This window comes from Prosthecobacter fluviatilis (genome assembly GCF_055388355.1).
The window spans coordinates 1,476,588-1,502,211 of sequence record NZ_AP043782.1 but is presented as its reverse complement, the minus strand read 5'-3'; the positions used below and the strand labels follow the sequence as shown (position 1 = coordinate 1,502,211).

The 25,624-nt window shown below is 61.9% G+C and carries 18 protein-coding genes and 1 other RNA gene; 6 read left to right on the top strand and 13 right to left on the bottom strand.

The features are described from left to right. Positions 1-199: 199 nt before the first annotated feature. Together ACZ5WW_RS05765 and ACZ5WW_RS05760 are read right to left on the bottom strand one after the other, a co-directional pair. Positions 200-1,516: a DUF1552 domain-containing protein gene (locus ACZ5WW_RS05765; RefSeq protein ID WP_377166835.1), complete on the bottom strand. Its 1,317-nt coding sequence runs from the start codon at positions 1,514-1,516 to the stop codon at positions 200-202. A gap of 206 nt (positions 1,517-1,722) precedes the next feature. Continuing rightward, positions 1,723-2,328: a 3-keto-disaccharide hydrolase gene (locus ACZ5WW_RS05760; protein WP_377166837.1), complete on the bottom strand. Its 606-nt coding sequence runs from the start codon at positions 2,326-2,328 to the stop codon at positions 1,723-1,725. 333 nt (positions 2,329-2,661) lie between these two features. Between ACZ5WW_RS05760 and ACZ5WW_RS05755 the strand changes: the two genes are divergently transcribed. Next, positions 2,662-3,225 (top strand): early set domain-containing protein, encoded by a 564-nt coding sequence (locus tag ACZ5WW_RS05755; protein WP_377166839.1) that lies wholly within the window; start codon positions 2,662-2,664, stop codon positions 3,223-3,225. Positions 3,226-3,298: 73 nt separating this feature from the next. Here ACZ5WW_RS05755 and ssrA read toward each other — a convergent pair. Beyond that, positions 3,299-3,650, bottom strand: a transfer-messenger RNA (tmRNA) gene (gene ssrA / locus ACZ5WW_RS05750). Between the two features lie 245 nt (positions 3,651-3,895). Here ssrA and cysS point away from each other — a divergent pair. Then, the gene (gene cysS, locus ACZ5WW_RS05745; protein WP_377166841.1) at positions 3,896-5,305 is read left to right on the top strand and encodes a cysteine--tRNA ligase; all 1,410 of its coding nucleotides are present in this window, start codon (positions 3,896-3,898) and stop codon (positions 5,303-5,305) included. Positions 5,306-5,364: 59 nt separating this feature from the next. On the opposite strand, the gene ACZ5WW_RS05740 is transcribed toward cysS, so the two are convergent. Continuing rightward, positions 5,365-5,994, bottom strand: a complete 630-nt coding sequence (locus tag ACZ5WW_RS05740; protein WP_377166843.1) for a hypothetical protein — start codon at positions 5,992-5,994, stop codon at positions 5,365-5,367. A gap of 194 nt (positions 5,995-6,188) precedes the next feature. Between ACZ5WW_RS05740 and ACZ5WW_RS05735 the strand changes: the two genes are divergently transcribed. Next, on the top strand, positions 6,189-7,442 hold the full coding sequence (locus tag ACZ5WW_RS05735) for an NAD(P)/FAD-dependent oxidoreductase (protein ID WP_377166845.1): 1,254 nt from the start codon (positions 6,189-6,191) through the stop codon (positions 7,440-7,442). Between the two features lie 143 nt (positions 7,443-7,585). Here ACZ5WW_RS05735 and ACZ5WW_RS05730 read toward each other — a convergent pair whose 3' ends face one another. The 3 genes from ACZ5WW_RS05730 to ACZ5WW_RS05720 form a co-directional block, all read right to left on the bottom strand. Beyond that, positions 7,586-9,016 carry a DNRLRE domain-containing protein gene (locus ACZ5WW_RS05730; protein WP_377166847.1) on the bottom strand — a complete coding sequence of 477 codons (1,431 nt, stop codon included), beginning with the start codon at positions 9,014-9,016 and terminating at the stop codon, positions 7,586-7,588. Then, the gene (locus ACZ5WW_RS05725) at positions 9,013-9,543 is read right to left on the bottom strand and encodes a sigma-70 family RNA polymerase sigma factor (protein ID WP_377166849.1); all 531 of its coding nucleotides are present in this window, start codon (positions 9,541-9,543) and stop codon (positions 9,013-9,015) included. The genes ACZ5WW_RS05730 and ACZ5WW_RS05725 overlap by 4 nt, the downstream gene beginning before the upstream one ends. A 438-nt stretch (positions 9,544-9,981) precedes the next feature. Further along, a complete protein-coding gene (locus tag ACZ5WW_RS05720) occupies positions 9,982-10,920 on the bottom strand; it encodes a TlpA family protein disulfide reductase (protein WP_377166851.1) in 939 nt (312 codons plus the stop codon). Between the two features lie 116 nt (positions 10,921-11,036). Here ACZ5WW_RS05720 and ACZ5WW_RS05715 point away from each other — a divergent pair, with 116 nt between their 5' ends. Next, positions 11,037-12,482, top strand: a complete 1,446-nt coding sequence (locus tag ACZ5WW_RS05715) for a 3-keto-disaccharide hydrolase (protein WP_377166853.1) — start codon at positions 11,037-11,039, stop codon at positions 12,480-12,482. Between the two features lie 148 nt (positions 12,483-12,630). On the opposite strand, the gene ACZ5WW_RS05710 is transcribed toward ACZ5WW_RS05715, so the two are convergent. From ACZ5WW_RS05710 to ACZ5WW_RS05690, 5 genes are all read right to left on the bottom strand, one after another. Further along, entirely contained in the window at positions 12,631-14,580 is a 1,950-nt protein-coding gene (locus ACZ5WW_RS05710; RefSeq protein WP_377166855.1) for a DNA topoisomerase IV subunit B, read from the bottom strand. A gap of 262 nt (positions 14,581-14,842) precedes the next feature. Beyond that, positions 14,843-15,730, bottom strand: a complete 888-nt coding sequence (locus ACZ5WW_RS05705) for a sugar phosphate isomerase/epimerase family protein (protein WP_377166857.1) — start codon at positions 15,728-15,730, stop codon at positions 14,843-14,845. 63 nt (positions 15,731-15,793) lie between these two features. Next, entirely contained in the window at positions 15,794-17,143 is a 1,350-nt protein-coding gene (locus tag ACZ5WW_RS05700; protein ID WP_377166859.1) for a hypothetical protein, read from the bottom strand. Between the two features lie 352 nt (positions 17,144-17,495). Then, entirely contained in the window at positions 17,496-19,340 is a 1,845-nt protein-coding gene (locus ACZ5WW_RS05695; protein ID WP_377166861.1) for a GreA/GreB family elongation factor, read from the bottom strand. A gap of 144 nt (positions 19,341-19,484) precedes the next feature. Beyond that, positions 19,485-20,726: a class I SAM-dependent rRNA methyltransferase gene (locus ACZ5WW_RS05690; protein WP_377166862.1), complete on the bottom strand. Its 1,242-nt coding sequence runs from the start codon at positions 20,724-20,726 to the stop codon at positions 19,485-19,487. Between the two features lie 291 nt (positions 20,727-21,017). On the opposite strand from ACZ5WW_RS05690, the gene ACZ5WW_RS05685 reads away from it, so the two are divergent. Continuing rightward, positions 21,018-23,120, top strand: coding sequence for an AMP-binding protein (locus ACZ5WW_RS05685; protein WP_464694216.1), 2,103 nt, complete (start codon positions 21,018-21,020; stop codon positions 23,118-23,120). 120 nt (positions 23,121-23,240) lie between these two features. On the opposite strand, the gene queA is transcribed toward ACZ5WW_RS05685, so the two are convergent. Beyond that, on the bottom strand, positions 23,241-24,221 hold the full coding sequence (gene queA / locus ACZ5WW_RS05680) for a tRNA preQ1(34) S-adenosylmethionine ribosyltransferase-isomerase QueA (protein ID WP_377166866.1): 981 nt from the start codon (positions 24,219-24,221) through the stop codon (positions 23,241-23,243). Between the two features lie 236 nt (positions 24,222-24,457). Here queA and ACZ5WW_RS05675 point away from each other — a divergent pair, with 236 nt between their 5' ends. Beyond that, positions 24,458-25,585 carry a Gfo/Idh/MocA family protein gene (locus tag ACZ5WW_RS05675; protein WP_377166868.1) on the top strand — a complete coding sequence of 376 codons (1,128 nt, stop codon included), beginning with the start codon at positions 24,458-24,460 and terminating at the stop codon, positions 25,583-25,585. Positions 25,586-25,624 lie beyond the last annotated feature (39 nt).

Below are 25,624 nucleotides of genomic sequence, written 5' to 3'. Positions count from 1 at the left end.
GGACCATCCAGGACCTTCGGCTTTGGGAAATCCGGGTGCGATGGACGATGCGGGCGCGTGAGGGATCAGGATGATCCCTCTCCTGCCGGAGGCACTGGGCGGGTTTGTAAGGAGTGGGACCATCCTGGTCCCACACGCTCCACAGACACCCCTTCATTCCGAGCTGGCAAGACGCGTTGCTTCTCTCGCACACACGGCCCTAGCTCAGCGCCAGCGCGCCGCCCTCACACAGCTCCTTTTTGCCAAAGGTCTGCAGATCGTGCCCCATGCCCTGCGCCACGGCCATCCAGAGGCGGTTGTGGGCGGCTTTGTCAAACTTGAGGCTGCGGCCCATTTTGAACCCGCAGCCGCCACCGATCATGATGTAGGGGATGTTGTCCAGAGTGTGGGTGTTGCCCTTGCCGAGTTCGTTGGTCCAGACGAGCAGGGTGTTGTCCAGCATGCTGCCGCCGCCGGTGGCCTCGGGAGTCTCGCTGAGGCGCTTGGCCAGGTAGGCGAACTCTCCGGCGAACCAGGTGTTGATCTTGAGCAGCTTCTCGTAGCTGTCTTTTTTGTCGTCGGGGTCGTGGGAGAGCGAATGGTGGCCCTCCTCCACACCGAGCCAGCGCATCTGCGCCATGCCCACGCTGCGCATGTACTGTAGCGTGCCGATGCGGGCCATGTCATTGGCCAGGGAATTGACGAGGAGGTCGATCTGGATGCGGCTGATCTGCGGCGTGTTGTCGTTCACCAGCTCGATGCTGGGATCCACCTGCGGCACGGGGTGCGCCAGCTTGCCCTGCTTGTCGGCATCTGCCAGGTCCTGCTCCATGCTGCGCACCAGCGTCATGTGCTGGTCCAGCAGGGCTTTGTCCCGCGCGCTGAGCTTGGAAGAGATGCGCTTCAGGTCGTCGCGCACGTCGTCCAAGATGCTGACGAGGCTGTCCTTGTCCTTCATCTTTCCATACACCTTCTTGAGAATCTGGTGCGGATCGTCGATGGGGGCCACGGGCTGGTTGCCACCGGCGTAGCACATGCGCGTCCAGGGATCGGCGCGCTCGGGCACGGCCACGCCGAACTCCAGGGAGCCAAAGCGCGTCTTGGTTTCCTTCTTGCTCTGGAGGAAGTTTTTGAGCTCCTGGTCGATGGAGATGTTGCTGGCCCATCCGGCGGGATTGCCGCCGCCGCCCATGATGTTGCCCTTGAGCAGTTCGTCGCAGGTGAGCAGGCAGCTCATGCCGCGCATGTGGCTGTCGCCATCGCCCTTCACCTTGTTGGCGATGCCGTGGAGGATGAGCATCTTGTCCTTGAATGCCTCCAGCGGCTTGAGGATGGACTTGAAGCTGAAATCCGCCCCCTCCTGATCCGGCCAGAACTCATTCGGCAGCGTGCCGTTCGGCGAAAACATGATGATCAGCCTCTGCTTGCGCTGCGGCGTGGGCGCACCCGTCAGGCTGGGCAGCCCGGCAAGAAAAGGCAGCGCCCCGGCGGAGATGCCGAGGTCGCGGAGAAATTCGCGGCGGTAGAGGTTTTTCATGGGGGGATGGGGGGCGGGCTGCCAGAGAGGCTCAATATTAATACCACCGCCGGGGAACCTATCTAGCACCGAGGCGCGGGCATTTATGATTTACGATTTACGATTGATGATTTGGAAGAGGCCGCAATGCGCTCCTCCTCTGAAATCATAAATTAAAAATCGTAAATCATAAATTCGCCCACATCCCACCTCACTCGCTTCTCACCTCACTCCACTTCCTTGATCTGAATGTGCCTGTACTCCATTACGCCGCGATCTCCCTCCAGGCCGATGGGGCCGGTGGCGGGGAGCTTGAGGGCGTCTTCGAGGACTTCGCCGTTGCAGGTGCAGTGGGCCACGCCGTCCTTCACTTCGACGATGATCTGGTTCCACTCCTGGGGCTTGTAGGCTTTCAGTTCCTTATACGGACCGGCCACGAGGTAGTCGCGGCACTGGAGCTGGGGCTTGCGGATGAAGACGCCGCTGTCGGCGTTCACGCTGGCGCGGAATTCGAGCTTGAGGGTGAAGTTCTTCGGGAACTCGGCCACGGTGTAGAGCTGTCCGGTGAGCTTGTCCATCTCCGTGGGGAAGGTCACGGCGATGACGCCGTCCTTCACGATGTACTTGCCCGCATCGGCGGCCTCGGTCTTGCCATCGTGCTTGGCGGTGATGGTGCCGGGGTTAGGGTCGTCCTTCTTGGTCTTCTCGCGGAAGCACCAGCCGGTGAGGTCCTTGCCATTGAAGAGGGAGGTGAAGCCCGCCTCCGGCTGCCAGTCCTCGGCATGCAGGGGAAGGGTGGCGAGGGCGAGGCAAAGGGCGGCGATGCGTTTCATGGTCGGGGCAGGGTGGGTGAAAGGAGAGAGCAGATAAACGCAGCTTTTTCTCCGGCCCTGCGGAAAAAAGCAAAACAAAACCGTGGGCGAAGCGGCCCGCAGCCAGCGGGGCGGCAGTCCCCTGATCGTCAGCGTCCGAAATCGCAGAGTCCTCCCCTGTTGCTCAGCAATAAGCTGCTTTCCGCCAGCCAGCGCATTCCATCCACCCACAGCCATGCAGTAGCGCCCACCTCGCAGTCGCTAACGTCTTTTTTTGTATGGCCCCTGCGTTGGGCGATGTCGGGCGGGAAGTTTTATCCTTGCGTGAATCCCGGGCTCCACAATATTCCTGGCATGAGAATGCTCCTCCTGCTGTCTCTGGCCTTGGGCGCTGTCGCAGCGGCAATCGCGGAAACCAAGCCCAAGTTTCAACTGGGCGCGATCTCCAAGGGCAGGACGATGCCCAGTTCCATACGCGTAAACGGCCAGTATCCTCCGGCAAAGGCGACGATCGAGTTCAGCGTGACACCCACGCAGGACATCCCGATGAAGGAGCTTGTAAACTTCATCTACTTCTTCAATGACCAGAACCAGCTGGTCCAGCAGAGGAGCGCGGCTCTGGACCTCGCCCGCATGAATTTTGACATGACCAAGACCCTGCAGAAGATGGAGGACTTGAGCCGCAAGACCAAGTCCGGGAGCTTCTCGGTGCCGGTGGATCTGCCGGAAACGGCACAGGCCGGCAAGAAATACCACTACCAGCATGTGATCCAGGAGAAGGACCCCAAATGGACCCACGTCGTGGTCGTGGCCGGCAGACGCGACGCCGACCTCAGCGCCCGGGTCTATCCCAAGACAGACCTCAAGTCCCTTAATTTCGCCGACAAAAGCAAGATCACCTACTGGTACCAGCCCTAGCCGCTGACGCCTTGCAGGCCGGGTGCTCCAACCCTAGTGTGTATGCCGCCTGTGTGGCGGTGGTTTGTGAAAATGGTGGAGGCGAGGGGAGTTGAACCCCTGTCCGAATCACCGTTGCCCGTAGCGTCTCCATGCTCAGTCTCATCTTTGGTCTCGGTGGGAGGCGGCTTGAGACAGCCTACTCTTCACCCAGCGTCCTGTTTGATCTCGTCTGTGACCCGGTCGCCCGGCCATCAGACCAGCCTGGTAGTGGCATCGTTCAGGCTACCAGACATTGCCTGAAGGATGTCGCAGTGCTTAAGCTGCGAGTGCTAGCTCGTTAGAGTTTGCATTTATGTTTTTGATCCGGTGTTTAACGAGGCCAACGAATCATCCTCGGCATGCAGCTCCGAACTAAGACGACCCGTCGAAACCAGTACGCCCCCGTTTTGGAGAGGATTCAAGATACCCCATCGCCGCGCAGGGTCAAGGGGCATCGGTAACAGCAAGGGGGCAGTAAGCGGCTGCTGCGCCAGTGGGCAGGCGTGGGGTTTTGGGAAGTGGCAGATGCTGCGGGATCCTTTTCCGGCCGATTTTCGTGCAGGAGGGGGCTCGACTGATTGACTGGCCACCAGCCACCGCATTCCCGCACTCGACAATCTCCATTCGTCATTCACCTTCACCGCCCCTCATGTCTGCCGCTCTGAAACTCCACGACACCCTCTCCCGCACCGACCGCGATGTCACGCCGCTCGACGGCAAAACACTGCGCTTTTACTGCTGCGGACCCACGGTGTATGGCCCGGCGCACATCGGCAACTTCCGCACCTTTGTGGCGCAGGACGTGATGCGCCGCGTGGTGGAGGCCTCCGGCACACCCACGCTGCATGTGCGCAATATCACCGACGTGGACGACAAAACCATCCGCGACTCGCAGAAGGCGGGGCAGACACTCACCGACTTCACCCAGGGCTGGACGCAGAAATTCCACGCCGACTGCGCTGCGCTGAACCTGCTGCCGCCGCATGTGGAGCCCAGCGCCGTGGCGCACATCCCGCATCAGGTGGCGATGATCGAAAAGCTCATCTCCGGCGGGCATGCCTACGCCGCCGCCGATGGCAGCGTGTACTTCCGCGTCTCCTCATTCAAAGACTACGGCCGCCTCAGCCACTTGGAGGACCGCGAGCTGCGCCTGGGGGCCAGCGAGGCCGCCAGCGCCACCGACAGCGACGAATACACCAAGGACTCGCTCACCGACTTTGCCCTCTGGAAAGCACGCAAGCCCGAAGACGGCGCCAACTACTGGCCCAGCCCCTGGGGCGAAGGCCGCCCTGGCTGGCACCTGGAGTGCAGCGCCATGATTCTCGAATACCTCGGCGAGGACTTCGATCTGCACAGCGGAGGTGTGGACCTCATCTTCCCGCATCATGAAAACGAGATCGCCCAGAGCTGCTGCAGCACGCACGGGAAGTTTGCGCATCACTGGATGCACGTGGCCCACCTCATGGTGGACGGCGGCAAGATGAGCAAGAGCATCGGCAATCTCTACACGCTGGCGGATCTGGCCGCGCGCGGCTACACCGCCGCCGAGGTTCGCTACGTGCTCATCTCCGGCCACTACCGCGCCCCGCTGAATTTCACCATGCACAGCCTCGACTCAGCACGTCAGGCCCTGCAAAAACTCGCGAAGGCCGACAAGGCGCTCGCCGCAGCAGTTCCAGCACTCCAGCACTCCAGCACTCCCGGCCCCTTCAGCGAAGCCTGGGAAACGCTGCTCAATGACCTCAACGTGCCCGGAGCCATGGGCGGCATCTTTGGCGTGCTGAACAAGCTCAAGCCCGCCGCGCTCTCCGCCGAAGAGGCCGCCGCAGCCCGCAGCGGCCTGCACTTCATGCTCGGTGCCCTTGGCATCGTGCTGCCCCCCGTGGCCGAAGACGCCGTGGCCGACGTGCCAGCCGAGATCCAGGCCAAGGCCCAGCAGCGCTGGGACGCCAAGCAGGCCAAAGACTGGGCCGCCGCCGACACCCTTCGCAAAGAACTCGAAGCCGCAGGCTGGCTCATCAAAGACAGCAAAGAAGGCTTCACCGTCGTGCCTAAGTGATCGGCGGAGTGTGATCGTCCCGATCCCCCCCTCCGTCGCTCAGGTGTGGCGGCGGCTGCTTAGCCTTGGCTGCGGGCCTGCGCGGCGTCCTCGGCCTTGGATTTCTCGATGTCTTCAAACGAGCGCCGCACCTTTTCGAGCTGCTGGCGGTAGTGCTGGGCGTCACCGTAGTCGAAGAAGAAGCGGTAGCGGCTGTGCATGGACTTCATGCGCAGCGCGTGCTTGATGGGGCACCAGTACTGCTCTGTGCGCGCGGCCACTTCGGAGGCGCAGGCGAGCACGCCGTTGGCGTAGCCGCAGTACTCGCAGTTAAATTTCTCCGCCCAGTTCAGGTAGGCCAGGTGGCGGCGGTCCAGCCGGATGTAGTCGCTGCGCTTCACCTTGGGGATGCCGTAAATGGGAAAGCAGATGGCCTGGTAGACGACCATGAACACGTCAAGGAGCACGATGGGGATGATACATGACCAGATGACGGGCGTGGTCAGCAGGATCATAAAGCGGGAGTCGCGGATGTAGGCGGTGAAGCGCTTGAGCAGCAGCCGGTGCTGCGCACGCGCCTCCTCGGTAAAGCGCACCCGGCCCTGGCGCACCTCGTAGAAAAATTCCATCTCCTTGCGCTGCAACTCGCGCAGGATTTCCTTTTCCAGCGACTGCATGCGCTCCAGCAGGGTTTCGAGCTTTTCATTCATGGGGCCAAGGGTAGGGGATGAGGCTGCAGGGGTGGTACGCTTTTTGTGGGGCGGTTCTGGCGCAGGCGCCGGGCGGCCCGGGGCAAAAACTGTGGACGGGAGATGGCAGCGGGGTGAAAAAATATCGCACGCCGGGCCCGGCTTGCTGTGGAGTTTTTCTTGCGGCCTGTGCCGACCCCCACCATTCATTGCGCATGAGCAAACCCTGGGATGTCATCATCATCGGCGGCGGGCCTGCGGGAGCCACGGCTGCGGCCACGCTGCGTCAGGACGGTCGGTCAGTCCTCGTGCTGGAAAAGTCCCGTTTCCCGCGTTTTCACATCGGCGAGTCGCTGCTGCCGTACAATCGTGAAATCTTCGATGAGCTGGGCGTCTGGGCGAAAGTGCAGTCGGCAGGCTTCATGGTGAAACGCGGCGCGCAGTTCTGGATGGGCGACGGCTCGATCCATACGCGGATGAATTTCTCACGCGGCTCCTTCACCGAGTTTCCCGAGTCCTTGCAGGTCGAGCGTGCGAAGTTTGACGACATCCTGCTGCGCCATGCCGAGGGGCTGGGCGCGGAGGTGCGTGAGGAGGCGCTAGTCATGGAGCATCGCGTTGAAAAAGACCGCGTCACCGTGAAGTATCGCGACAAGGACGGTACGGAGCATGAGGTGCAGGCCGCGTTTCTCATGGACGCCAGCGGGCTGGGCAACTTCACCGCAAACCGCGAAAACCTGCGCGAGTACTACCCCGGGCACAAAAAGATCGCCATCTTCGGCCACTACAGCGGCGTGCAGATGACCACCGGGGAGGAGAAGGGGGACATCCTGATCATCCGCCGCGAAAACTCGTGGTTTTGGATGATCCCGCTGCAGGACGACAAAACGAGTGTGGGTCTGGTGCTGGACCAAGCAGACTTCAAGGCGCTGAAGCAGGACCCGCAGCAGGCCTTTGATGACGCGGTGCTGAGCACCCGCGCCGTGCACGACCGCATGATCAATGCGAAGCCCATCACACAGGGGCATGTGCTGACCGATTTCTCCTACACGAACCGCAGACTTGTTTCCGACCGCCTTGTGCGCGTGGGAGATGCGGCTGGGTTCATCGACCCCATTTTTTCCAGCGGGGTGATGCTGGCCATGATCAGCGCCCGCCAGGGGGCGCAGGCCGTGCACGCCGCCCTCGCCAGCGGCAAGGCACGCACCTTTGGCATGAAGCGCTACGAGTGGGCCACGCGCCGGCATGTGAGCCGCTTCTGGCAGTTCATCGAGCGGTTTTACACCCAGCATTTCGCGCAGCTTTTCTTCCAGCCAACCAACCGGTTTCGCGTGGTCTGCGCCATCAACTGCGCCCTGGCCGGCCGTACCCGTATGACCCTAGGCACCTGGTGGCGGCTGCGCCTGTTCTTCACCCTTGTGTGGATCCAGAAACGCTTCCCACTGGCGAAGCCGATCAAGATTCAGTGATGGGACTGAAGACAGCCTTGCAGCTGTGCAACAAGGGAGGCTCCGCGACGCTGGGCGATGACAGTCCGGGACTGATGAGCCTTCAGATGTAGGCGTAGCGAGTCGATGTAGGCGTAGCGAGTCCTTGTTCCGCAGGGATAAGGCTACTTTGAGCCCAGCCTCACCCGCAGCATCGGCGCAGACCGCGTTCCGTTTTCTTTGGTGGCAAATGCGTGCACGAGGCCGCTGTCCTGGGTTTCATTGGTTTCGCGGCAGATGATCAGGGTGGCGATCTGGTTGGTGTCGGCGTTGAGGAAGTCGGCCAGGTCTATGCCGCGCAGCTTGCGGGTGCCGCGGTTGATGCCCTGGGCGATCTCAAATTTCCCCAGCAGCTTCACCTTGGCGGCCACGGGGAGGTGGCGCTCGGGCTGGGCGGGGTCGTGCGCGGGGGCCTGCTGCCAGGTCAGACCGCTCTCCTCCCAGGCGTCGGTGCTTTCGTCCAGCACGCCATAAACGGCAAAGGTGCTGTCCGGCACAAAGCTGGCAAAGCCGAGCTCACTGGGCTCGATGGTGAGCACGAGCTCCGCATCCTGGATACTGCGGCCGCTGAATTTGCTGAGGTCAAAGGCGATGTAGCCCTTGCGGTTGAGGTCGGGCTTGGTGTCGCCGCTGTGCTTCACACGGAAAAAGGGATGGGTGCCAAAGTCATGCGGGGCTTTGTCGGAGGACTGGATGTAGCTGTCCTTGCCATGGCCAAAGGCGGTGGTGATGGCCTGCCAGCCGTCTCCGGCGTCCATGACAACGGCGGGCTGCCAGCGGCTGGGCTCGGCATCGGCGTCATCGCCGGCGGAGGGATGCATCTGCTTCTGCGACCAGCCACGGTCCACGCGCTGGCCTTTCTGCAGCTTTTTGGAGGCGGCACCGGATTTGTCGTCCACCTCCACGAGGCCCTCCATCACCTGCACGAGGTACTTGCCGTCCTCTCCGGCGCTCAGGCCGAACTTGGTGCCCCAGTCGATGACTTTGGCGTCCTTGGTATCAATGCTGAATCCTTTGGCCTGCGGGGGCACTTCCGCGACGAGTGTGCCGCGGCGCAGCTTGCAGTTCATGCCGTCCAGCACCTCCACGGTGGCGGGGGCCTCCAGCACCAGCTCCGCGCCGCTGTCAAAGCGGATGACGGCGAGGCCCTCCATGAGATCGAGCATGCCCGGCTTGAGGCGCGCGCCCTCCACGGTGGGCAGGCTGCTGCCGGCCCACTGGCACTGCTGCGCACGCACCAGTGTGGCCACGGTGCCGTCCCGGTGGCCCTGCAGCCAGAAGAAGCCCAGAGTCACGCAGGCCGCCGCAGCGGCGGTGATGGCATGCCGCCACCACACGGTGCGCGGTGCAGGGGCGGGGGCTGGCTCTGCCTGCGAATGCCAGGAGTCGTCAAAGCAGAGCTCGGCACGCTGATGCAGGGCCTTGGCAAAGAAGGCGCGCGAGGCTGCGTTGTCGCGCAGTTCGGTCTCCAGCGCGGCAAGCTCCTCCGCTGTGAGCTTGTCATCGGCGTAGCGTTCGGAGAGTTCCAGCAGGCGAAATTGATCGGCGGGCTTCATGCTTCGGCTCCTTCCAGTTTGAGTTCCTTTTCCACGCAGGACATGAGGTTCATGCGGATGCGGCTCAGCGCGCGGTACACAGCCCCCACGGTGCTGCGGATGCGCTCTGCCACGCCATCGATTTCAAGGTCTTCAAAGTAGCGCAGGGTGATGAGCTGGCGGTGCGCGGCGGGAAGCTTGGCAACGCAGGTGCGCAGGGCATCGCCACGGCGGTCTGTGCTGTCGCTGAGCTTGGAAACCTCGTCGTGCAGCAGCTCCAGCACCTCGTCGCTCAGCGGGGTGGCCTCGCGTTTTTTCTGGCGGCGGTGAGTGAGGATCTGATGAAAGGCGGTCTTGCGCGCCCAGGCGAGGAAGTTGGTGCCGGGCTCAAACTGGTCAAAGCAGCGCCAGAGGATCATCTTGGTCTGCTGGAGAATGTCCTCCGCATCATGCGGGGCTGGCACCAGGCTGTAGACGTACACGCCCAGGGCGCGGTCGTGCCGCGTGAGCAGTTCGAGGAATTCCTGGGTGCGGTCGGGGGAGGACATGGCGTGGTCGTGAAGGCGGCATATGAGCCGCCCTATGACTTGTACAGTCGCCTGCGGCATTCAGTTGGACAAAATATTTCCCACCCAGCAGCCCGCTCAAGTGCCAAGGCTTGGCCTCTTTTTGAGCACCACGGCAAAAAGGGCGAAAATAGCCGTCTGCAGAGCGCTGAACCATCCCTTTTAAGCTCGAGCAAGCCTGATGCAACCTTTCGACAAAGCGAACAAAGTCAGGATGAACCACGGGGACACGCCAGCAGGCGGCGAGGATTGTGCGTTCGACATTACGCGGTGAATGTAAAACATGAGAGGCAGACCAAGGGTGGCTGCCCCGGCAGATTGAGAACGGCGCCTTTCATAAATTCACAGGCAAAGAGCACCTGCCATGGTTTCTGTCAGCCGCCGCGTGCGATGAGGCAGGCCTGATTCGCCTTCAGCGCCTCACTCAGTGGGCCGGGGCTCGATCGTCGCGTCGATCTTCTTCAGCGCGACCCACAGCGCCGGGTCTTCCGGGTGGCCGTTGAAGAGGACTTTGCCTTCAGGGGAGAGCAGCACCATGCGCGGGATGGTGGCGATCTCCAGCGCCTGGGTGTAGGGGCGCTCGGCGGGCTCGATGAGCCAGGGCAGGCTGGCATTCTGCTCCTGGCGGATGCGCTCTGCCGTGGCCTCCGCGTTTTCATCGTCCTTGTTGATCGCCGCCACAACAATGCCGTGGGAGGTAAGAGCCCCCGCTTTGGCCTTGAGAGCAGGCATCAGCTTCATGCACGGGCCACACCAGGAAGCCCAAAAGTCCACCAGCAGCGCCTTCTTGCCACCCAGCACGTCATGCAGCGTGGTGGCCTCCCCGCCGGAGGTGGTCAGCGGCGTTTTCAGGTCGATCACGAGCTCCGCCATCTTGGCCTCCAGGCGAAACTTTTCCATGGCCTGGATGAAGACGGGCGCCTGCTGCGGGCTGAGCCAGATGGCCTCCAAGATGTTCTGCTTGAAGCCCACCGCATCTCCGGCCTGGGAGGCCTTCATCGCCTTGATGTAGGAGATGAAGCTCTTCACCGTTTCCAGGCTGGGCAGCGCCACGGCATTGGCTGGGTCAAAGCTGCTGGCCAGAATCTCCACCTCCGGCAGGATCTTCACCAGAAAAGGCGTGCTCTGCTGGCGCAAGCCCCAGATGAGCTTCGCCTCGATGATCTGCTGGCGAGGGACGCCGGCCTTGTTTGCCTCCTTGGCCAGTACCTGCAGGTCCTCCTCCGAGATGTCCTGCGAAAAGAGCTTTTGCATCAGCGCCTGGGCACCGGCGGCGGCCTCCCCCGCAGCGGGAGCCTGGGCATTCAGGGAAAGCTGGCAGCAGCAGCTGAAAAGCAGAACAAAAATGGCAGATTTCATGAAGGGGAAAAGCGTCCCGATTTTTGTGACCAATGTCGAGCAGAAAGTGACCATCGAACCGCAGAATGAAAGATGCCCGCTGTGGGATGCGACTCCTTTGCTTCTCTCACCCATCCATGAAACGAACACTGACCCTGACCCTCCTGCTCGCCGCCGCCGCATTCTGCCGCGCCGAGGACAATGTACCACCACCCGGATTCACCGCGCTCTTCAACGGCAAGGATCTTTCCGGATGGTATGGCTGGGGCACCCAGGACCCGAATGACCTCTGGAAGATGACCCCGGAGGAGCTGGCCGCGTACAAAAAGAAATCCATCGAGGGCGGCCTCGTGGATGCCAAAGGCAACGACAAGGGCGACCACGTCAACGCTCACTGGAAAGTCGAGGACGGTCAGCTCGTCAACGACGGCAAAGGTTTGTACCTCACCACAGACAAGGACTACGGCGACTTTGAACTCATGGTCGATTACAAAATGCTCCCTCTTGGCGACAGCGGCATCTACCTGCGCGGCATCCCGCAGGTGCAGATCTGGGACTTCACGGAGAAGGACGAAAAAGCCGTCGCACTCGGCAAGCCCTTCGGTTCCGGCGGCCTCTGGAACAACAAGAGCCCCGAGGGCAAAAACCCCACCAAGCTCATGGACAAGCCTCTCGGCGAGTGGAACACCTTCCTCATCCGCATGGTGGGCGAGCGCGTGACCGTGACCTTCAACGGCGAAGTCGTGGTGAAAAACGCCGTGCTGGAAAACTTCTTTGCCAACCGCAAGGCCGGCTACCTGGCCTACGGCAAAAAGGACGCCAAGGCCGAGGCAAAGCCCGCTGAGAAAATGCCCAACGGCTTCTTCCCAGATCCTGCCTTTGCCAAAGGCCCCATCCAGCTCCAGACCCACGGCAGCGAGATCCGCTGGAAGAACGTTTACATCCGCGAGATCCCCGCTGAAGAAGCCAACAAGGAACTCGCAGGCAACTGGGCCGAAGACGGCTTCAAGGAATACGTCAACGGCAAGGACCTCAGCAACTGGCAGGGGGCCGTGGACAGCTACGAAGTGGTGGACGGCGCGATCACCTGCAAGCCCGGCAAAGGCGGCGACCTGCTGACCAAGGACGAATTTGAAAACGGCATCATCCGCGTGGAGTTCAAGCTCCCCCCTGCCGGCAACAACGGCATCGCCCTGCGCACCCCTCTCGGCGGCCATTCCGCCTCTGATGGCCTGGAGCTTCAGGTCATCGACAGCGACGGCTACAACGCCAAGCAGGCCGCCGCCGGCAAAAAAGGCCTGGAGCCCTACCAGTACCACGGCTCCCTCTACCATTGCGCTGGTGCCAAGCACGGCTACCTCCGCCCCGTGGGTGAGTGGAACTTCCAGGAAATCCAGGTCGATGGCCAGAAGATCAAGGTCATCCTCAACGGCACCAAGATCCTCGACGTGGACATCGACAAGCTCGATCGCAGCCTGATCGCCCACCCGCCGAAGGGCCTGGACCACACGAAGGGCTTCATCGGCTTTGCAGGACACAGCGATCCTGTGGTGTTCCGCAGCTTCAAGGTGAAGGCGAAGTAAGCGCCGGGAGTTCTCTGCAGCCAAGTCTCAGTAACCCGTCAGGCCGAAAGGTCTGACGGGTTTTTTGTGGGGAAGTAGTGCGGGCAATGCTGCCCGCAGAGAGCGCTTTCTACACGGGCACGATTGCCCGTGCTTCCTGCGGCCCACCTCACGCCGCCTCCGCGATCGCCGCTGGCTCAGCCGTCTCCTTAAACTCCAGCTCCTGCTCGATGCGGAGATTCTCCACGATGTAGCTCTGGCGCTCAGGAGTGTTTTTGCCCATGTAGAAGGAGAGCATCTCCTTCACGCTGCGGTGCTCGGAGGGGAGGGCGTTGCCGTCGGCGTCGGTTTCGTGGTCACGGATTTTCACGGGCTCCAGACGCATGTGCGGGCCGATGAAGTGCTTGAACTCATCCGGGCTGATCTCGCCCAGACCCTTGAAGCGGGTGATCTCGGCGCTTTTGCCGCAGCGGTGGATGGCGCGCTGGCGCTCCTCGTCGCTGTAGCAGTAGTAGGTCTCCTTCTTGTTGCGCACGCGGAAGAGCGGCGTCTGCAGGATGTACAGGTGTCCTTTGCGCACCAGCTCGGGGAAGAACTGCAGGAAGTACGTGATCATCAGCAGACGGATGTGCATGCCGTCCACATCGGCATCGGTGGCCAGCACCACGCGGTTGAAGCGCAGCTCCTCCAGGTCTTCCTCAATTTGTAGCGCGTTGGCCAGGAGATAAAACTCCTCGTTCTCATACACGATCTTGCGGGTCAGGCCGAAGCAGTTCAGCGGCTTGCCGCGCAGGCTGAAGACGGCCTGCGTCTCCACATCGCGGCTCTTGGTGATGCTGCCGGAGGCGCTGTCACCCTCGGTGATGAAGAGGGTGCTTTCCTCGCGGCGCTTGTCCTTGGTGTCAAAGTGGATGCGGCAGTCGCGCAGCTTCTTGTTGTGCACCTTGGCCTTGCGGGCGTTTTCACGCGCCGCCTTCTGGATGCCGCTGATCTCCTTGCGCTCTTTTTCGTTGGAGTTGATCTTCTCCTGCAGCGCCTTGGCGATGTCCGAGTGTTTGTGCAGGAAGTTGTCGAGCTGGGCGCTGATGACGCTGGTGACGTGGCCACGCAGGTTGCGCCCGTTGGGCTCCATGTGGGTCGATCCCAGCTTGGTCTTCGTCTGCGACTCAAACACGGGCTCCTGAACCTTCACGCTCACGGCGGCGATGAGGCTGCCGCGCACGTCGGCGGGGTCGAACTGCTTTTTGTAAAACTCACGGCACTCCTGCACGATGGCCTCGCGGAAGGCAGCCAGATGCGTGCCGCCCTGCGTGGTGTGCTGGCCGTTGACGAAGCTGTAGTACTCCTCGCCGTAGCCCGTGCCATGGGTGAAGGCCACCTCCACGTCCTTGCCTTCCAGGTGGATGATGGGGTACTGCGGCTCCTCGGTCAGCTTGGAGCGGATCAGATCCATCAGGCCGTCCTTGGACTTGAACTTCTCCTCACCCGCCGGGGTCTTGAGGAGCAGGGAGAGACCTGGATTCAGCCAGGCGTAGAAGCGCAGCATCTCGCGCACAAAATCCAGGCGGAAATGCGTGTCGTCAGCAAAGCTCTCCGCATCCGCACGGAAGGCGATGCGTGTGCCGTTTGGCTCGTCGCAGGGCTTGGGCTTGCCCATGTCATAGACCACGAGGCCCTGGCTGAACTCGATGGAGCGCGTCTGCTTCTCACGCACGGCCTGGATTTCGAAGAATTCGGAAAGGGCGTTCACCGCCTTGATGCCCACGCCATTGAGGCCGACGGATTTTTTGAATGCTTCGCTGTCGTACTTCGCACCCGTGTTGATCTGCGCGGCGCACTCCAGCAGCTTGCCCAGCGGGATGCCGCGCCCGTAGTCGCGCACCGTCACGGTCTGGTCGTCGGTGATGGTGATCTCGATGGAATTGCCAAAGCCCATCACATGCTCGTCGATGCAGTTGTCCAGCACCTCCTTGAGCAGCACGTAGATGCCGTCCTCCGGCAGGGAGCCGTCTCCCAGCTTGCCGATGTACATGCCCGGGCGCAGGCGGATGTGCTCGCGCCAGTCGAGGGATTTGATGGAGTCTTCAGTGTAGTTGTGGGCAGGAGCAGGGGCGGCCATGGCGGAGGGGCAAAATCAGAATTCTAGCCTCTGAAATGGCAGAGGGGCAGGGGGGTGTCAAGGGGGTGTACTGCTCATACGAGCAGCGAAAAGGGAGGGGGAATGACGAATCACGAAATCCGAATGACGAAATAATGCCGAAGCTCGAATGCGCATACGCGTTGCAAGGGGGCTGCGCGTTACGGCTCGATGCTAGCTTCGGCCTTTGGCATTCGACCTTATTTCGTCATTAGGGCTTACTCATTCGTCATTTTCCTGGAGCTCAGTCCTTCACGCTCTTCCGCGCCTCCGTCACCAGATTCATGAAAAGCTCGCGCTGTTCAGCGAGGGCTGCCACGCGGTCTCCGGCGGGCAGCTTGTGGGCCTCCAGGCAGACGTGGCCTTCGTAGTCGGCCTCCACGAGGAGTTTGGCCAGCTTGTCCAGAGGGTAGGTGCTCTGGTTCACGCCACGGATGTGCGTGGTGTGGCCCAGAAGGTCTTTGACGAGGGCAAAGTTGGCCTCCAGTCCGGCGCCGTTGAGGTCGGTGTCGTTGGAGTTCCAGCACACACGCACGTTGTCACGGGCGGCGGCGTCCATGATGGTCTTGATGTTCGGCAGCTCGGAGGTGTCCTTGCCGTGCACCTCCAGGCGGATCTCCTGGCCAAAGCCCAGCGCGTAGTCTCCCAGTTCAGCCAGCGCCTTGCCGATCTGCACCAGCGTTTTTTCCGCCGGCACGTCCTTGGGCAGCGCGTTGGGCTTCACCTTCACGCCGGTGCCGCCGAGGTCGTGGCAGAGCTTGATGTACTGCTTGGCTCCTTCGATGTTCTTCTTCACCTCATCCTCCTTGGGGGAGTGAAATTCGTAGTTCGTTCCCATGCCCAGCAGGTCCACGGGCGAATCTTCAAACTGCTTCCTCACTGCGGCGCGCTCCTCGGGCGTGAGGGCGGGGCTGACCTTGTGCGCGTGGTCGATGCGGAGCTCCACGCCCAGCACCTGCGCGGTTTCACAGTTTTTCAGCAGCGTGGGCAGGTCCCAGTCCGCGCCCCACATGTAGGTGACGAGGCCAAACTGGATGTTCTCCCCCTTGTAGCTGAGCTTGGAGTCGGCGGCAAAGGCGGCTGCGGCACTGGTGCCGAGGACGGTGTGGAGGAAGTGGCGGCGGGAGGGCATGGTGGTGGTGTTTAACGCCCGCCATTTGCTTCTCATTGCAGGCACCTGCCAAAACTCATGCCATCACGGCGCTTCCTGCGCGGCTTTTTTCTCCGCTGCGATGTCCTTGCGGCGGAAGCCCTGCACGCGGCCGTTGCCCTTGTAGAGGTAGATTTTTTTCACGTCCTCCAGCCGCATGATCACCCACGGGGAAAGGATGTTCCGGCCGTTCTTGGTGTAGACGATGTTGTCTGCCAGATGCACGCAGGAGTGGAAGGCGTCCCCCGTGGTGTTGTCCAGGAAGAAGAGGATGTCGGCAAACTGGTAGGGAGGCTCCACGGGCACAAACTGCTCCAGCACCTGGCTGGTGGCCAGCCGTGCGTCCAGCAGGTACTCGTGCGGCTCGTAGTTGAAAAAATTGAGCGAGGTCCAGTGGCAGTCCGGCATGATGCCGTGCTTGGCCATGTCCAGGCCGGGGTAGGTGTAGAGCAGTTTGCGCGCGAGGGCTGGCAGGATGTGCACAATGCCGAGATCATCCACCCCATCGAGCTCGATGATGGAGCGCACCAGGGGCTCCAGGTCCTTGCGGCGGATGCCCGTGCCAAAGCTCCAGTACTTGATGACCTCATCGGCGTTGGAGTTTTTGTCCAGCTTGAGGCGGATCATCAGGTTGCGCGTGCGTGTGCAGGCTTTGAAGATGGCGCGGGCCTCGGAGTCTGACTGCGCGTAGTTCAGCAGCGCAGGGATGTCGCTGAAGGCCGTGGCCTCGCCGCGGGCATAGCTGAGCTTGCTGATCTTGTTGATGATTTCAGGCCGCAGCTTGCTTCCTTTGTACCACTCCTCCACCGTGGTGCCAATGATGAGCACCGGGTCGGCGTGGTATTCGTTTTCGGGGTACTTTGCCAGTTCCGTATAGATCACCGCACGGGTCTCCGGAGTCAGGGCCTCCAGCTCTGCCAGCGGGGGGAGAAGGTGCACGTAGGCACCCTCTTTGACCATGTGTTTCGGGTCCAGCAGCGTAGCGATGAGAGACTGGGAAATGCCTGCCTTGCTGAGGAAGGAGGGCAGGTTCAGCAGCGCGGCGGCTGGAAAGGTCCAGCGCGGCACGGGGCTGGGCAGCGGGAATTCTTCGATCAGGCTGGCCGGAGCCTCCAGGTAAACGTAGGCGCACTTCATCTGCCCCCACGGGCCGGGGTTGGCATCAAAGACGGCCGGGTCTTGCGTGGGTGCAACTGGCTGCGGCGTGCCGAGCCCGGTGCCACTGAGGATGACACTGAGATTGTTGTTCTGGCCGGGCATCTGACCCGCTGCTTCAGGCTGCGTCAGCAGTCCGAGAACGGCTGTCGCCAGCAGGGGAAGGCGGGTGCTGCGAGCTGCAAAGATGTTTTCTCGAAGGCTCCTGAGGGGGAATAAGGGGCGGGAGACTGGAGGCATTGGGGGCGTGAGGTGTGCACAGAAATGCACAGAAAAAGTGGCAGTCCCCTGGGTTGGCGGGGCTCAGATTTTACAAACGTGAAGCAGGATTGAAAAAAATCATCCTGAATCCGCATGCAGCGCAAAATCTCCACTGCTGGCGTAAATGTTAGTCGTGGTTCCGGCCAGCGGGGCCATTTTTGTCCCTTCACTTAACGCAGTGCCGCCATCAAGAATGAGAGTGCGCCGCCTGCTGCCGGAAGGCAACAGGCTGGCGCACACGCGCAGCCGCTGAGGCCGCTGCTCCTTGCGTGATGCAAGGGGGGAGGGGACTCTGCTTGAGAGCCGGTCCTATCCCGTGAGGGTGGCGTATTTACGGCTTGAAAGCCCGCACCGCCGTGACTTTGGCCCTGCGGCTGACGTGGTGGCTGTCTGTCGGCAGCTCCAGCTCCTCGCCGACAGCCTTGCCGATCAAGGCTTTGGCCGACTCCGAGAGGTAGCTGATGATGTTCTTGTCCAGGTCGCCGTCCCAGGCTCCCAGGATGGTGAAGGTCTCCTTCTCACCGGAAGGGATGTCCTCGACGTCCACGACGGTGCCGATGCCGACCTTGTCCGTAGGCACGTTCGCAAAGTCGGTGCCGCGGGCGTTGCGCAGCTCGCGTTCCAGCTTGCCCTGCATACGCAGCAGGACGGACTGCTGGTCGCGCGCGGCCTTGTAGCCGCCGTTTTCGCGCAGGTCACCCTCATCACGGGCGATCTGGATCTCGCGCTTGTTTTCCGGGATCTTGACGTTGACCAGGTCTTCCAGCTCTTGCTTTTTCTTCTCCAGGCTTTCCCAGGAGACGATGAGGGAGTCATCCTTGTGGGTGGCCGAGGCGTTTTCGTCCATCAGGGCCTCCATTTCAGGGCGCACCTTGATGATGCGGGCCATCAGGGAGCGGCGGGTGAGCTCGTCAAAGAGGGATCCGTTGATCAGGCGTTTGGCCAGCAGGCGTACATCCTCCTCCTCTGCCTCCGCCACCATTTCGCCCAGCAGCGTCTTGTCATCTGAGAGCAGGTCCTGCAGGCGGCCGGTGCGCTTGGGCCCGCCCTCCATGTGGTCGCTCTCAATGACACCGAGGATGGCATGACCCAGATCAATGTCGAAGACGGACTCCGCCAGGCCTTTGCGCTCGCGGGCCATCCAGATCAGCAGATCAGCGGAGAGCATGCGGTTGCGCAGGGATTTCTTCAGGGCTTCTGCCAGCACGTCGAGCTCGTCGTTGGCATCCAGCACGGTGGCGATCTCGGCCACGGCGCGTCCGCCGGTCTTGGTGAGGTGGTGCAGGATCTCGGGCACCCAGCCACGGTTTGGGAAGGCCTCGGGGAAGGCACGGTAGATGCGTGCCAGGAAGCCGGAGGAGAGGCCCTTGATGGCGTCTGCCAGCACTTCCTTGGTCTCGGTGATCAGGTCGGAAATTTTCATGGACCCCATCGGCGAGCTCGCCTCCAGGCTTTCGATGAGTTCGTCGCGTGCCAGCAGGAGTTGCAGGCACTCCTTGAGGTTGAGCTTCACGCTCTTGCGTGCGGAGTCTGAGATGTCCTGGAAAACGGGGATCAGCTCGGTCTTCGGATCGCTGAAGAGGTCAATGTCCTTCTGGATGCTGGCCAGCGTGGCGAGCTTGGACTTCAGGTCACGGGCGGCGAGGAAGGACTTCACCATCTGCGTGCCGGGGTTTTCCGCCTGGTCACGCAGCACCAGCTTCTCGGTGCGCTTGGCCGGAACGACGATGTGGCGGTGCGTCTTGAGCGCGCGCTTGGCGCCTTCCCACCACTTCTTGTAGTCGGCGTCGGAGACGATGCGGCCCTTCAGCAGCTTTTCCAGGTCGTCCAGGTGCAGGGTGTTGCCGCTGCTCTTCAGCGCCAGTTCCACTAGTGCAGGCGGATTCTTGGCAGCCATTTCCTTCAGCGAGTCGAGGTCTGCCAGACGGCGGGCCAGGAGGTGGTCGGGGGAGATGATTTCCAGCGAACTGATGGCAAAGGCGAGCTTGAGCGGATGGCCGGGCTTGCCTTCAAAGTCGATCAGCAGGCGGTCACCCAGCAAATCCCATTCGGCGATCTTGCCGACGCCCCAGCTTTTGTGCAGAACGAAAGTTCCGGGTTCAAGTTTGGAAAGTTTTTCGCCGTCAGCAGCAGGGAGCTTGCCTGCAGCCACAATGTTTTGCACCTCTGGATTCATGGGACGCTTAGAGTAAACAGTCGTGACGTGTAGGCAAAGGAAACCTGTGACGGATTCGCCCTTCTGCTCCAGGGTGGCAATCAGTGTGTCAGTCAATCAGTAAATCAGTGGCGGCGGGCCTGCCACACCACTGATTCACCGGAATCACCACGCCAGGCACCACAGCACCTTCAAATACCGGCTCTCCGGGCAGTTGGACATCACCGGATGGTCGGTCCCGGCTCCGGTGCGGTCAATGATCTGCAGGCGGCGCTTGTTGCGGTGCGCGGCACGCATCACGATCTCCTCAAACTCAGCGACATCCAGCAGGCCGGAGCACGAGCAGGTGACAAAGAGGCCACCGCGCTTCAGCAGGCCCAGCGCCACGGCGTTCATGTCAAAGTACTTGTTGCGGCCCAGTTGGCCTTCCTCTGCATCGCGGGAAAAGACGAGCTTTGGCGGGTCCAGCACCACAGCATCCCAGAGCGCGCCGTTTTGCTGCATCTGGCGGCTCCACGTGAAGGTGTCAGCATGCACCCAGTCGATGCGGACCTGGTTCAGGTCTGCGTTTTTCCTGGCCTGGGCGATGGCTTTTTCATCCAGGTCCACCCCGGTCACATCCTCGCAGCCGCCGGATACGCGTGCGCTGAGGGCAAAGCCTCCCGTGTAGCTGCACAGGTCCAGCACCCGCCGTCCATGTGCAAGCTTGCCAAATTTCAGGCGGTTGTCCCGCTGGTCGCAGAAAAAGCCGGTCTTGTGCCCGTCCTCAAAGCTCACCTGGTAGCGCACGCCATTCTCGCGGATGCGCACGCTGCGTGGGGCGGGGGCGTCCGCCTCCGGCACGTCGGCGTATCGCATGCCCTCGATCCGGGCGATGTCCGGATCGACCTCGATGAGATGCTGCTTGGTGCCCAGCGCGGCGTGCAGCTTGGGCAGCCAGCGGGAAAGACGGCGCCACACACCGAGGGTGGTCACTTCGATGGAAAGCACGTCCGCGTAGCGGTCCACGACCAGGCCGCTGAGGCCGTCGCCATCGGAGGAGATCACGCGCCAGGCATCCGTGGTCTCATTCAGCCGGAGAGTCTTCAGGCGCAGGTCCAGCGCGGCATCCAGCCGTGCGTCCAGCAAGTCCTCATTCAGCACCTCCTCGCCGTGCTGGAGCACGCGCAGCGGCACCTTGGCATTCGGATTGTAAAAGCCGCTGCCAAAGATCTGCCCCTCCTTGTCATACACGTTCACCAGATCGCCAGGGCCCGCGTCCGGGGAGACGGCGCGGAGCATGTTCGGATACACCGCAGGGTGGAAGGAGAAGTATTTCATCTGCGCCCAGGGTCGCAGCCAGTTCTCGCTGCCAGCAGGGGGCGGAGCGGGAGATTCACGGCGGGGATAACGTGGGGGAGGGGGCATGACAGAAGTTGGCGGTTGTTAGCAGTGGCTGAAGGCCCGCTGAGCGGGCGCTTGCCGTGGTTTGCCAGAACCTCTTTCCACAGCCAGCCCCCCTCAACAACTGCAAACCATTGCCAACAATCGCAAACTCTCCCCTCCGCCCCTTTTCCCGCTGGCATGCGCGTTGCTCCCTGCTTAGGTGGGCCTTCACTCCTCCACGCGCATTCACCATGGCCTCTGAAAAGCCCGTTTCCCTCAAAGACCTCACCATCCTCGGCAAAGAGAACCTTCCCTCCGGGGGGGGGGGGGTACATGATCCTGCCAAGCCAGCTGGGCTATTTTGACCTGCTGCGCCTGGAGGTTGTGCTCGAAGGCCGCCCGCTGGTCTATGTGGTGAAAAAAGGTGCCGCCCTGCACCCCCTGCTGCGGGTGCACCTGGAGCGCGACAGCGTGCACGCCATGGAGTTCACCCCCGGCGAAACGGAGATCTCCGCCTACCGCAGCGCCTTGGCTGAGGCTGCCAAAAGCGGCGCCGTCGTCATTTACCTGCCCGCAGAGGCCGCCACCATCTCCGCCCCCATGACCACCGTGCCGGGCACCAAGCTGGAGTTTCTCCTCAAGGGGGAGATTCCCGTGCTGCCGCTCTACGTGCACAGCCGCCAGGACACCGCACTGCCCATCGAGCGCCGCTACACCGACGCCGAGGTCGTCTTCAATTTTGGCAAGCTCCTCCAGGGGGCGGACGTCAATCTCGCCAGCTACCAGGAGTCCCTCCTCGTTCTCGCTGAGGAGAGCTTTGGTGAATCTCCCGCGCTGGACATGAGCCTGGGCTACGCCCTCATCCGCGGCTTTAAAAAACACGGCACGCGCAACAGCGTTGTGGACGGCAAGGACGAGAAGATTCTGCGCTTTGACAAAGTCTTCGCCACCGCGCTCGCACTGGCCCAGGTGGTCAAGCAGGAGACGCAGAAGCAGCGCGTCGGAATCATCCTGCCACCGGGGCTCGGTGGCCTCATTTGCAACGTGGCCGTGGTCCTGGCTGGCAAGATCCCCGTGAACCTCAACTTCACCGCCGGACGTGCCGCCATCGAAAGCGCCATCCGCCGGGGCGAGATCGACCGCTTCCTCACCGCAGACATCTTTGTGCGCAAGATGCAGAGCTTCCCCTGGCCGCCCAGCAAGCAGCTCATCCTCATCGAGCGTATCCTGCCCAAGATGAAGGCCTCCATCGCCAAGTGGCTGGTGCTCAGCAAGGTGCTGCCCGCCGCCCTGCTGGCTGCGCTGCTGGGCATCTCAAAGAAGGGCGGACGCCGGGAGGCGCTGCTGCTCTTCACCAGCGGCAGCTCCGGAGAGCCCAAGGGCGTCGCGCTCACGCACCGCAATCTCATCTCCAACGTGCTGCAGTTTGGCAGCCGCCTCGGCATGCAGACCAATGACAGCATCCTCGGCTGCCTGCCGCTCTTCCACAGCTTTGGCTGCACCGTCACGCTCTGGTTCCCCATCATCTACGGGCTGCACCTCGTCACCTACCCCTCGCCCATGGAGGTCAAGAAGCTCGCGCAGCTCATTGAGAAGTACCGCGTCACTCTCATGATCTCCACGCCCACCTTCCTGCGCAGCTACCTGCGCGGCGTGAACCGCGAATCGCTCGCCTCGATCAAGTACTGCGTCACCGGCGCTGAAAAGCTGCCCAGCACCGTGGCAGACGCCTTTGAGGCACGCTTTGGCAAGACCGTGCTCGAAGGCTACGGTCTCACCGAGACATCTCCTGCCTCCAATCTCAACCTCCCTGATCCCGTGCCGCTCGGCGATGAGGCAAGCGGTTACTGCTGGCTGCCCAGCCACCGCCAGGGGTCCGTCGGCCACATCGTGCCCGGCATGGCTGTCCGCATCACCAACCCTGAGACAGACAAACCCGTCCCGCTGCACCAGAGCGGCATGATCTGGTTCAAGGGGCCCAACGTCTTTGAAGGCTACCTCAACGATCCCAAGCGCAGCGCGGAAGTGCTGAAGGACGGGTGGTTCCGCACCGGGGACATCGGCCGCCTCGACATTGATGGCTTCCTCTACATCGAAGGCCGCCTCAGCCGCTTCTCCAAGATCGCCGGAGAGATGGTGCCGCATGAGACCGTCGAAGAAGCCCTGGTCAAAGCCATGGGCCTCGAAAACGAAACCGTGCGCAAGATCGCCGTCGTCGGCGTGCCGGACATCGACAAAGGCGAGGCGCTCATCCTCCTCACCAGCATGCCTGGCGGTCCCGAGCACCAGGAAATCCTCGACCTCCGCTACCGCCTGCTCGACAAAGGCATGCCGCCTCTGTGGATTCCCAAAAAGATGATCCGCGTCAGCGACATCCCCGTGCTGGCATCAGGCAAGCTGGACGTGCAGAACTGCGAGAAGATCGCGAAGGGCTGAGCATGAAAGTAATCCAGTTGCGCCGCAACTGGCCTGGGAAAGTGATGCGGGCACTCCTGCCTGCAAAACGAGCGTCCCGAGACATTCGCTGCGGGCATGAGTGACCGCATCATTTCCAACTCACACAATCATCATGCAGTCGCCGTAGCTGAAGAAGCGGTACTTCTCCTTTATCGCCTCGGCATACGCCTCCAGGATCAGTTCGCGTCCGGCCAGGGCGCTCACCAGCATGATGAGCGTGGACTTGGGCAGGTGGAAATTGGTCAGCAGTCCGCCGGCGACTTTGAACTCAAAGCCCGGATGAATGAAGATGTCCGTGCTGCCCTGGGTGGCGATGACTTTTCCGTGATCGCGCGCCACGGTCTCCAGCGTGCGCATGGCGGTAGTGCCCACGGGGATGACGCGCTTCGCCTGCTGAACCGCCTGCGCGGTGGCTGCTGAAACCTCATACACCTCCGAGTGCATCTTGTGCTCGGCGATGTTTTCCACCTTCACGGGCTGGAAGGTGCCCACGCCGACGTGCAGCGTCACAAAGGTGTGGGGCAGGGGATCTAGCACCTCCGGCGTGAAGTGCAGCCCGGCGGTAGGGGCGGCGATGGAGCCCTCGGCACGCGCGAAGACTGTTTGATAGCGCTCGCGGTCGGCGGGCTGGTCCTCGCGCCCCATGTAGTGGGGCAGGGCCAGATGCCCGTGCTTGGACTCATCCACCACGCGGTCAAACTCGATGATGCGGTCGCCATTGTCCTCCATGATCTCCACCACTGTGCCCGTCGCTTCACCGATGGAGAACGTGTGGGCCACGCGGAATTTCTTCCCCGGCTTCACCATGCAGCGCCAGCGCGTGGGTGTGAGCATCTGCAGGCGCAGCACCTCGTGGCCTTTGTCCGTGAAGTAGCGCGCCGGGACCACGCGGGTGTCATTCAGCACCAGCAGGTCTCCTGCTTCCTTGGAAATAAATTGCCCCACGTCCCGGAACATGCAGTGCTCGATGCGTCCCTCCTTCCGGTGCACCACCATCATGCGCGAGGCAGACCTCTCCGCCAGCGGCTCGCTGGCAATGAGTTCGGGTGGCAGGTGGTAGTCGAAGTCGGAGGTGAGCATGGGGGCGATTGTTTGCAGTGGTTTGCGATGGTTTGCAATGGCTGTCAGAGGAGCGGGGGCGTTGGCGTATTCGCTTGGTCAAAGTCTTCAACGATTGCAAACAACGACAAATCATCGCCAACCATCGCAAACGCTGCGCGGCGGCCTCCTGTCCGATTTCTCCTAAACTTTGTCCTTCCCATTTCACTTCGCTCCCGCCTATAAACCCGGCGTTCATCCTTTCATTAACCAACACCATGTCAGACAAAAAGCTCAACATCGCCGTCGTCGGCCTCGGATTCGGGGCGGAGTTCATCCCCATCTGGCAGCGCCATCCGCTGACCACCTGCTACGCCATCTGCCAGCGCGATGAGAAGAAGCTCAACACCATCGGCGATGCCTTCGACGTGGACGTGCGCTACACCGACTTCAAGGCGATGCTCAAGGACCCGAACATCGATGCCGTGCATATCAACTCGCCGATTCCTGATCACGGCTGGATGAGCATCGCCGCGCTCAAGGCGGGCAAGCACGTGGCCTGCACCGTGCCCATGGCCACCAGCATCGAGGACTGCAAAAAGATCTGCGATCTCGTCAAGAAAACCGGCCTTAGCTACATGATGATGGAGACCGTGGTCTATGCCCGCGAGTACCTCTACATGAAGGAGCAGCTGGACAAGGGCACGCTGGGCAAGCTGCAGTTTGTGCAGGCCTCCCACCAGCAGGACATGGACGGCTGGCCCAACTACTGGCCCGGCCTCCCCCCCATGTGGTACGCTACGCACTGCGTTGGCCCTGTGGCCGGCCTCATCGGCAAGCCCGCCGAATACGTGAGCTGCTTTGGCTCCGGCACCGTGCGCAAGGAGCTGCAGAAATGCTACGGCTCCCCCTTTGCTGTCGAGACCGCGCACATCAAGTTCAAGGGCACGGACGTGAACGCCCGCATCATCCGCAGCCTGTTTGACACCGCCCGTCAGTATCGCGAAAGCATCGACGTCTATGGCGACAAAGTCTCCATCGAGTGGCCGCTCATTGAGCACGAGCCGCTCATCATGCACCGCGCCAAGCTGCCCGAGCACAAGATCCCGAAACTGGTCAAGGCGCCCGACTTTGCCAAACGCCTGCCCAAGGCCATTCAGCGCTTCACCACCAAGGGCGTGTATGACCTGGGCAAGAAGACCCACCTCAGCTTTACCCAAGGAAGCGGCCATGGCGGCAGCCATCCGCATCTGGCGCACGAGTTTGCCAGCGCCCTCGCTGCCAAACGCCAGCCCTTCCCGAACGCCACCCAGTCTGCCAACTGGACCTGCGTGGGCCTATGCGCCCACCAGTCCGCCATGGCGGGTGGCAAGATCGTGAAGCTGCCGACTTTCACGCTGAAGTGAGTCTTGGCTCTGGGACGCCCGGCTTGCGGGCAGGATTGC